9 protein-coding genes and 2 tRNA genes are annotated in these 9,137 nt (G+C 44.4%); 4 read left to right on the top strand and 7 right to left on the bottom strand.

Going from position 1 to position 9,137, the window contains the following annotated elements:
* Positions 1–19: 19 nt before the first annotated feature.
* A tRNA-Gly gene (locus tag QZY95_RS15840) sits at positions 20–94 on the bottom strand.
* A 90-nt stretch (positions 95–184) separates the two neighbouring features.
* Positions 185–259, bottom strand: a tRNA-Gly gene (locus tag QZY95_RS15835).
* Positions 260–782: 523 nt separating this feature from the next.
* Between QZY95_RS15835 and dksA the strand changes: the two genes are divergently transcribed.
* The 3 genes from dksA (at position 783) to QZY95_RS15820 (ending at position 3,816) form a co-directional block, all read left to right on the top strand.
* On the top strand, positions 783–1,145 hold the full coding sequence (gene dksA, locus QZY95_RS15830) for an RNA polymerase-binding protein DksA (protein WP_290925326.1): 363 nt from the start codon (positions 783–785) through the stop codon (positions 1,143–1,145).
* 6 nt (positions 1,146–1,151) lie between these two features.
* Positions 1,152–2,750, top strand: coding sequence for an NFACT RNA binding domain-containing protein (locus tag QZY95_RS15825; RefSeq protein WP_290925324.1), 1,599 nt, complete (start codon positions 1,152–1,154; stop codon positions 2,748–2,750).
* A 97-nt stretch (positions 2,751–2,847) separates the two neighbouring features.
* Positions 2,848–3,816 (top strand): NAD(P)-dependent alcohol dehydrogenase, encoded by a 969-nt coding sequence (locus tag QZY95_RS15820; protein WP_290925322.1) that lies wholly within the window; start codon positions 2,848–2,850, stop codon positions 3,814–3,816.
* On the opposite strand, the gene QZY95_RS15815 is transcribed toward QZY95_RS15820, so the two are convergent.
* The 5 genes from QZY95_RS15815 to QZY95_RS15795 all read right to left on the bottom strand — a co-directional run bounded on the left by QZY95_RS15815 (position 3,806) and on the right by QZY95_RS15795 (position 7,880).
* Entirely contained in the window at positions 3,806–4,375 is a 570-nt protein-coding gene (locus QZY95_RS15815) for a flavodoxin family protein (RefSeq protein ID WP_290925307.1), read from the bottom strand. The genes QZY95_RS15820 and QZY95_RS15815 overlap by 11 nt on opposite strands.
* Positions 4,376–4,401: 26 nt before the next feature.
* Positions 4,402–4,851: a hypothetical protein gene (locus QZY95_RS15810; protein WP_290925305.1), complete on the bottom strand. Its 450-nt coding sequence runs from the start codon at positions 4,849–4,851 to the stop codon at positions 4,402–4,404.
* 162 nt (positions 4,852–5,013) lie between these two features.
* Positions 5,014–6,174: a SufD family Fe-S cluster assembly protein gene (locus QZY95_RS15805; protein ID WP_290925303.1), complete on the bottom strand. Its 1,161-nt coding sequence runs from the start codon at positions 6,172–6,174 to the stop codon at positions 5,014–5,016.
* Between the two features lie 2 nt (positions 6,175–6,176).
* A complete protein-coding gene (locus QZY95_RS15800) occupies positions 6,177–6,974 on the bottom strand; it encodes an ABC transporter ATP-binding protein (protein ID WP_290925301.1) in 798 nt (265 codons plus the stop codon).
* A gap of 138 nt (positions 6,975–7,112) precedes the next feature.
* On the bottom strand, positions 7,113–7,880 hold the full coding sequence (locus QZY95_RS15795) for a rhomboid family intramembrane serine protease (RefSeq protein ID WP_290925299.1): 768 nt from the start codon (positions 7,878–7,880) through the stop codon (positions 7,113–7,115).
* Positions 7,881–8,324: 444 nt separating this feature from the next.
* Here QZY95_RS15795 and QZY95_RS15790 point away from each other — a divergent pair, with 444 nt between their 5' ends.
* Entirely contained in the window at positions 8,325–9,053 is a 729-nt protein-coding gene (locus QZY95_RS15790) for a transporter substrate-binding domain-containing protein (RefSeq protein ID WP_290925297.1), read from the top strand.
* Positions 9,054–9,137: the final 84 nt, after the last annotated feature.

Below are 9,137 nucleotides of genomic sequence, written 5' to 3'. Positions count from 1 at the left end.
TGCTTTTTATTTTTTTTAGTGGAGCGGGAAACGAGATTTGAACTCGCGACTCCAACCTTGGCAAGGTTGTACTCTACCACTGAGTTATTCCCGCTCGTGTTGCTTTTCAACAATGCAGTCAGCTTTTTAAGGGACTTTGAAGAGATAATCAAGTCTTAAATTGACTGCTTTTTATTTTTTTTAGTGGAGCGGGAAACGAGATTTGAACTCGCGACTCCAACCTTGGCAAGGTTGTACTCTACCACTGAGTTATTCCCGCTCGTTGCGTAGGAACTTGTTCGTCCCAACGGGGGAGGTGTATACGCAGAGGGCATGAGCCGGTCAAGCAAAAAAGATAATTTTTTTGAATTTTTCTGCAAAACGTCATCAAAGAGCCGTAAAAGATGGGTAGGCACTCTTATGCAATGAGTGCATGACGTACCGAAGCGGAAAATGTAGGTGTGTGGCTTGCACAAAAAAAGGTATTCCTGCCTGTAACAGTCTGTTCGCTATTTACATTTGCTCAATGGTACATATTATTAAGTCCGACTATACATTTAATATGTTCATTAATAATGGTACCCTGACATTTCAGAGCTACATTTAGTTGGATACAACACAATTTCATTAAACCTATTATAACTCGCAATGAGAGCTTTGCTTTTTGAGATATTTTAGTTTATTGGATTGTTCTTCTTTTATGGTAACGCGCATACGACCATATTCTTGGCGTTATTTGCAGTGTAGTTCTGGCCGTTACGAGAGTAATGGTCTCAGTTTGATAGATGCCGAGGAGGACATACATGGAACAGAAAGATCTTGATCACTTCCGTAAGCTTCTGAATGATATGCTCGAAGAAGCACAGCAGAAGGGTGATGCAACCCTTGACGATCTGACTGATAACAGTGAAATGTTTGCAGATCCTGCAGACCGTGCAACCGCTGAATCTGACCGTGCGTTTACATTACGTATTCGTGATCGTGAGCGTAAGCTCATTAAAAAGATTCGCTCTGCAATTACTCGTCTTGACGAAGGTTCTTTTGGCATTTGTGATGAATGTGGTGAAGACATCGGTATTGCACGATTGGAAGCACGTCCTGTTACTAAGCTGTGCATTAATTGTAAGAGTAAACAGGAAGAGGACGAGCGCCAGCGCGCTGACTAGTTAACAATGGAAGCACATTTCTTTCGGCGGTTGTGCGTAGAACTTTCAGTGTATCTTAGAGGAGCACGTATTGAAAAGTTTTTTGAGCCAGCCCCCGATACTACAACAATAGTAATTCACCGCACCGGCCGGAAACAGAATCTTCTGTTTCAGGCCGGTCGCCGTTTTCCCCTCCTTTTTCTCAGTGATAAGCGTCCAGTTAATCCAGAGAATCCTTCTGCAAAATCTATGTGGCTACGCAAATATGCTGCCGGAAAACGATTGGGTACTCCAGTTGTGGACTGGTGTAACCGCCGCATTGCTTTTCCCCTGACAACTACTCCGGTAACATGGCTTGTTCTTGATTTGTGTAATGGCGTGTTTATTAGCAAGGAAGAGCCGGAATGGGCGGGCTTTGAGCCTGCATGGTGTGAACCAGAGGCGTTACCGGACGTATTGGCAAGCAGTGAAGTATGGGGCAAGTATCCGCAATTGACTCCGCCGTTACGTAAAGCTCTTTCTGCTCTTATCCATGAAGATCCAATGGATGCACAGGCATTGTTTGTTGACCTTGAGTATGGGTATGGCACGGTAGAAACCGTTGAAGACCTCGAAAGTCTCGGCGATGTGTATTTGTATACTAAGGATGGAAAGCCGACAGATGCTTACGTGTGGTCGCTTCCAGAAGCTATTCGCGGTAAGCGTGAAGAAATAGTTGTATCCTCTGCTATAGAGGCTGCTACAGCTGTGGGCGAAATGCGTCTCTTTGCTGAATTGGCACAAGCTGAGGCTTCAACAGCAGCTAAGCCGGTTGTGGCGGCGCTGAAACGTACAAAGAAGACTCTTGCCCGTTTAAATCAGGAAAAAGACAGGCTGGACCGTATGATCGCCGGACAACAGCAGGCTGTATTGCTACAGGCTTCTTTATGGCAGATTGATGCTGATAAGAAGGTTGAGTCCATAACACTGGCTGTTCCTGAAGGCATTGAAGGACTTATTGCCGGAGAAGAATGCACAATTACGCTTGATCCTCGTAAGACCATTCGGGAAAACATGGCGTTTTTGTTTAAGCAGGCAACTCGCGGAAAGCGCGGGTTAGATATGCTTGCAGAGCGTCGGCAGATTCTTGAAATGCAATATGCACGTCTCCAACGTGGTGAAGGCGATGTTCCTAAGCTTCAAAGTGAACAGAAGCTTAAAGGCGGAGCGTTGAAGCGGCATCAAAAGCAACTGGCTAAAGATAAATTTATCCAGCGGTTCAGAAGCTCTGATGGATTTTTGATGCTTCGCGGACGAAATGCGCAAGGGAACCATGAAATTTTGAACAGGGTTTCATCATATGACTTGTGGTTTCATGCAGAAGATGGCCCAAGTGCTCACCTTGTTTTGCATCTTGATTATCCCGATCAACAAATACCGGAACAGACCCTGAATGAAGCAGCAATCCTTGTTGGCGTAAAAAGCTGGCAACGTGAAGACGAGCAGGCGCGTATTATGTTTGCCCGAGTGAAAAATGTGCGTAAAATTAAAGGTGCTGCTGCCGGTAAAGTTCGTGCTGAGGCGGAGGGTTCTCTACTCGTAAAGCTTGACCCAGAGCTTGAAGATACTCTTAAATCCGGTATGTAATCCCTTTTATGTGAAACTATACTGCTTATACTTTGCAAGGTTAGGTAAGCTGAAGAGTAAATGGTGCGAATAACTGTAACAGGGAGTTGTTTCGCAGATGTCTTCTCTTCAGTCCACTATGACCGTCATGGTGCTCTATCCGGAGCGCGAAGGAAATGAGCGTATAGCTTTCGAGAAGCGTTCTGTTCCTCAACCTGAAAAGGGAGAGGTTCTTGTGCGTGTTCGTGCTGCTGGAATCGGCGGGCAGGATAAGCGCATCTTTGCTGCCGAAGAACTGGGATGGCGCACAAAGCGTCGCCGTTCAGAACGAGGCGTTATTAGCGGGTATGAATTTTCCGGTATCGTCGCCACTGGTGGTAGCCGGTTTAATGAAGGTGATGAAGTCTACGGGTATACAAATTTCCGTAAGGGTGGAGTTACCCATGCCGAGTTTGTATGCGTTTCGGAACGAATGATCAGCTATAAACCGGAAAGATTGACGCATGTAGAGACTGCAACAGTTCCCACTGGGTGTATGACTTCGTTGAAAGCTTTGCAGGAGCTTGCCGGAGTAACTGAGCGACAGCGAGTGTTGTTGAGCGGTGCCACGGGTGGTGTCGGTATCTATGCTGTTCAAATTGCAAAAATGCTTGGTGCCCATGTGACGGCACAAGGTCGCTCCTGGCATGAGCATGAATTGCTGCGCCTCGGAGTAGACTCATTCATAGAGTATACACGGGAAGAAGTTTTACATTCAGATGAGCTTTTTGATGTGATCTTTGATGTTGCCGGAATCTGGAATTTTGATGACATGGCGCCGCATCTTACTTCCAGGGGGACATTTATCACGACGCATCCAGAACGGGACAGGTTCGGGATTGTCTCTTCTTATTTCACTGCGAAAAAGTCTAAATATTTGTTTGTGGCACATGGCAGGAGCGATGTGCTGGAAAATATTACCGCACTTTTTGACTCAGAGCTGTTAGAGCCTATCGTAGGGAGTGTGTCTCCATTTTATGATGCTCTTGATGAGTTTGATCCGGAAGATCGTAAAATAGTTGGGCGCAGGGTGTTGCTTATCGAATAATCGCATATGCAAGGTTTACTGCTTCCGCCAATAGTTCCGGGCGTTGATCTACGCCTTTCGTATACGTTAACTCTGAACCTACAAGCAGATGCATTGCTTCAAATTGAAGATAGTGTTTCAGTTTGTAGTAGCGTTCAAGAATGTCTTTTGATGTATTTTCACCGGATGCTTGGGTAATAATAAAAACAGCATGCTTTCCACGCGGAAGCCTGCTTTTTTTATCACTTTTGATAAAGTCCGTTGTCAGGTGTGAAAATGTTCTGTCTATGAAGGTTTTCATTTGTCCGCTGACATCGCCATAGTAGTTGGGTGATGATAAAACAATAATATTTGCTGTGTGCATGGCATTGAGCACATTTGTTAAATCATCGTCAAGAATGCAGTGCTCCAGCTTTCCTTTGCAGGAGTAACATCCCTGACAGCCTTTGTAGTTCAGTTCGTTTAAATGAAATATTTGTGTTTGTGCACCAAGTCCCTTAGCAGTTTTAATGAATTTTTTTGCTATGGTGGAACTGTTTCCGTCTGTACGCGGGCTACCCAGAATTCCTACTACTTTCATGGCGTTCCTTTTACTTCAGCTACGGCTTATCCGAAGAAAGCCCCTTTAAGTTCTTCCAGCATGTTTTTAATTGAGTCTTTAAGTTCGATTAACAGGGCTTTTGCTTCTTTTGTCTCGGCTTTGAGCTCTTCAAGCTCGTCCTGCATATCCTGTTTGCAGATGGTATAGTCAGTAGTGCTTTCAGCACGATCCATGATTCTCTGCTGCTTCTCATTAAGATCTTTGACCATCTGCTTAGAGCGCTCTTGAGCGGATGCGACAAAGTCGTTGAAAGACGTTATCTCGTTTTCATTAGCCCGTTCGTTAATGGCAACAAGGGCTTCTGTTGTTGTTTCAATGGATTTTGCCAGTAGGCGGGCGGAGCTGGCCAAAGGTTTTGCGTAGTTAATGCATTCTTCATTTGCATATGCCGGAATCGTAGAGCAGAGCATGAAGGTGCATATAATCATTAAAATTGTGGTCGCGATTCTTTTCACAGTTAATCTCCTGTTACTTGTCAAAAAAAGAGTACTATGTTCTGCAACTGTACTGTTTTTAAGATGTTTCGTTCCAGTATAGTTTCTGTGCTGCAGTATATAAAAAAGTCCCTCTGAAACCTGGCTTCAGAGGGACTTTGTACTATCGTTAAATCAGGCTGGTTACATTGCGTCGCCTGCATCAAGCTCGTCAATCTGCTGTTCGATAGCATCTTGAAGTTCTTTAGGAAGGCCTTCCATGTCTACGTTAAGGAAACCGCGGACGATGGTAGAGGTTGCTTCGTCTTCATCAAGGCCACGAGCCATGAGGTATTCGATTTCTTCCTGAGCAATTTTACCAACAGCAGCTTCGTGAGAAAGCTCAACGCCGTCCTGATCTGAATCAAGCTCTGGAATGGCATGAATACGTCCGCCGCCGAGGATAAGGCCTTTACACTCGAGGTGACCGCGAGCAGGAACAGCATCAGCACCGATGTAGCCACGGTTGATGATAGTGCCACCGGTGGTGAGTGTGCGTGCGATGATCTCTGCACGGGTGTTTGGTGCCTGCATTTCGATGCGGTTACCGCAGTCAATGTAGGAACCTTCCGGAGCAACGATTACAGAGTTGAATCGGGCAACGGCATTTTCACCTTTAAGTGTGATTTTAGGGTACATCTGCAAGTCTTTTACAGGCTTGAGCAGAACATAGTTGCTAAGGAATACTGCATCTTCTTCAAGAACACCTGCGGAACGAGGGCGTACGGCTGTGTCGTCGCTCCAGTTGTGAATCATGGTAAAGGTGAGCTTGCCACCTTTGTGAACATAAAATTCTGAGATGCCAAGGTGAGCAGATTCTTTAGCACCGTGTGCTGTTGCACAACCGGAAATGATATGAAGTTCTGCGCCTTCTTCTACAACAACAATGTTGTGAACGTTCTGAGAAATACCGGCTTTATCAATAAACAGACAAGACTGAACCGGCTCAGTGACTTTAGTGCCGGCTTTTGCGCGGATAAAGTAGCCGCCATGCAGATTGTCGTGCGCTGCTTTTGTAAACTCGTCTTTGTCTTTATCTACAAGCTGCCAGTAGTAATCAGGAAGGCCGTCAAACTGTTCAAGAGCAGCTTTAATGTCCATAACTTCAAGACCTTCACGGTGGGTCTTGCAATGAACACCGGAGTGGTTCAAGTGCATGAATGCACCGGAGTCACTTGGGTTGTCTACATCAATACCTGCAAACAGAAGACGTTCTTTATCTTCAGCGGAAAAGCCGGAAAAGTCTTCAATTGCTGTTTCAGTTGCACCATCAGCACGGTACTGGGAAAGATCGATTTTTTTCATATCTAGGAAGCCTCGTTAAAGCTGGAGAGGTCGAGGATCTCGCCGGTTTCAGCAGAAAGACAACGTAGGCATTCCTGGTAACCGTGATTGGAAATATGATCGAGAATGTCGCGAGGGTTTGCTTCGCAGCACAATTTACCGTTGTACATAACCTGACCACGATCAGCGTTGACGTACTCAAGGATATGACCGGTGTGAGTAATGATAAGACCGGACGTATTGGAACGCTTGATTGCTTTTTTCATGGTGCAGCCTTCAGCAAGTCCATCAAGCAGGTTGCGTGCGGTTTTGCCGATAAGAGCCATGTTTTCAAGGTCAACACCGGATTCAGGTTCGTCAAAAAGAACCAGATCTGGACGCTGAGCCATGAGCTGAAGCATTTCAGAACGTTTGATTTCACCACCGGAGAAGCCGGCATTGATGTCACGATCAAGGAAGTTGCTGAAGTTAACTTTTTTAGCAAGACCTTCAACATCTACGTCGCGACCCTGTCCGCACATACGGACGAGATGGCTGGTTTTAAGACCGTGAATAGTAGGAGGGCGCTGAAAGGACATGCCAATGCCAAGGCGGGCACGTTCATACATTGGAGCGTATGTAATGTCCTGACCCTTATAAATGATCTGCCCTTCAGTAACGGTGTAGTTACCAAAACCCATAAGGGTCATGAGCAGGGTAGTTTTACCGGAGCCGTTTGGGCCAAACAAAATAAACGTTTCACCGTCTTCGATAACGAGGTCAATTCCTTTTAAAACCTCTTTATCGCCGATGTTAACGTGAAGATTTTTAATTTCAAGCATGAGAGAACCGTCCTTACGGGATCCTTTTTCAGTCACGTCTATTGTAACTGGACGTCCCGTTATGCGGTATCAATCGGCTCAAGTCAATCGTGTTTTGAGTTGCGAATTAATTCTTAAAGGTTGGTAAGTGGTGGCTAATCACTCTTTAGGGGTACGAACAGTGCTTGGTTTTGGTGTAAGAAGTTGTGCTCTCACCGGTGGAGTTCCTTCAGGGATTTTACAGTAGTAGCATCTGTTTTTCTTACGGAATAGCGGTAAAAGGATAACACCGCATATAAAGCCGCCAATATGCGCCCACCACGCAACGGAACTGGTGACATGCCCGCTGAGTGAGGCAATTCCAAGAACGACTTGTATACCTACCCATAATAGAAGAAAGAAGACAGCGGGCAGGTAAAAGAAGAACGGGATAATAACAACCGGAATAAGTGTAAGCACACGCGCATGAGGATAGAGGAGAAAATAGGCTCCCATAACACCTGCTATTGCGCCAGAGGCTCCCACAACAGGGTTTGTGCTGGAAGGGTTGAAGGCAATATTAATGAGAATAGCAACTATACCACATGTAATATAGAAGAGAAGGAAACGTAGTGGTCCCATAACATCTTCAATGTTGTCTCCAAAAATCCATAGGAACCACATATTAAAAATAATATGAAGCCATCCTCCATGAATAAACAGGTGCGTAATAAACACATATTCTGCATCAGGAGGAAAATGCATACGCATAGCCCACTCAGGATTTGTAAATCGTGCGGGCACAACACCATATACATAAAAAAATTCTGTCAGTTGAGATAACGGCAGGGATTTTTCAAACAAAAAGACCAAGGAACATGCAGCAATAATTGTATACAGCATGTATGGCTTGTGTACGCGAGGTATTGAATCGTGAAGTGGGATCATGCCTTACTATAGACCAAACAGTGTGTACTGCCTAGTACAATTGGAAAGATACGGGTGTGTATAAAACGTAGATGGCGACTAAGCGGGATACAGAAGTGTTGTACTACGCAGTTTGTGTAGTAAATTTGTTTGAGCTTTTTATGTAGTTCATAAATATTAGTGCTTTGATAATTCGTTAAAATTATGTACAAGATTCTGTAATGTAACAAAAAAAGCATGAACAAAAGAGATGATGCTTTTTGAGTTGGTGTGCATGTTTTTTTGTGGAGACAAGTTGTATGCGTCCTGTAGAAAAAGAGACTGTTGCTTTTTTCTCTTTTGTTAAAGGTAGATACAGGGCGTAGCCTTTTAGGGTGTTTTCTTTTTGATAAGGCTTTTTTTAAACGTAAGGTTGGCCAGTAGCGTTTGGTGAGTACCGGAACTGATATGATGGGGGAGGACGCAATGAAACAATGTTTGCTGTGTCTAATGATGGTGTTGTCCGGTTTGTTTTTTACAAGTGGTGCCAGGGCAGAGGCGCTTGTTGTCGGTGTGATGAGTGCTGATAGGCCTCCATATTTTTGGAAAGACAAGACTGGCGGGTACAAAGGACTCTTTGTTGATGTGCTTGATGAATTAACAAAGGAAACAGATATTCATTTTTCGTATAAAGCACTTCCTAAGGCTCGTCTTCGCCTTTACATGGTTGCGGGCAAAATTGATGTTGAAATGGGAATTGCGAAAGAGTGGAGGCAGAAAAAGGAAGAACTGGCGACCTCTGTGTACTCAATACCTTTTATGGAATCAAAAGAGGTTTACGTAACCCATAGTTCTTCAGAAAAAGTTGATTCAGCGAACGATGTTCCTTTGGGAGATAAATTTTGCGGTATTTTAGGTTTCAGTATGCCTAAAGGAAGTATCGGGAAAAAACGACAGGACTTTTTGTGTGAAGCGCAGTTAATTAAAATGATAGACAAGCGTAGATGTGATTACACGGTGATGCCGTATGACATCTATAGATATTTAATACGTGGAGCAAACTATAGTGTTGCTGCATCTGCGCCTATTTCAACACATGCAATGCGTGTACGTTTGCATAAACGTAATGAGTGGCTGCTGCCGAGAATTAATGCTGCGTTGAAACGGATTAAGCAAAATGGTGTTCTTGCGTCGCTGCTTAAAAAGTATGAATAATGTATGTTGCTGCCAGTTGGGTAAATATTTTAGAGAACGTTTCATCTGCCAGTAAGCTTTGTGTAAGACAATTGCGCTATTGAT

The sequence above is a fragment of the Halodesulfovibrio sp. genome, assembly GCF_015482765.1.
Taxonomy (GTDB): Bacteria; Desulfobacterota; Desulfovibrionia; order Desulfovibrionales; family Desulfovibrionaceae; genus Halodesulfovibrio.
The sequence above is the reverse complement of the archived record's forward strand: the minus strand, read 5'-3'. Positions and strand labels throughout refer to the sequence as shown.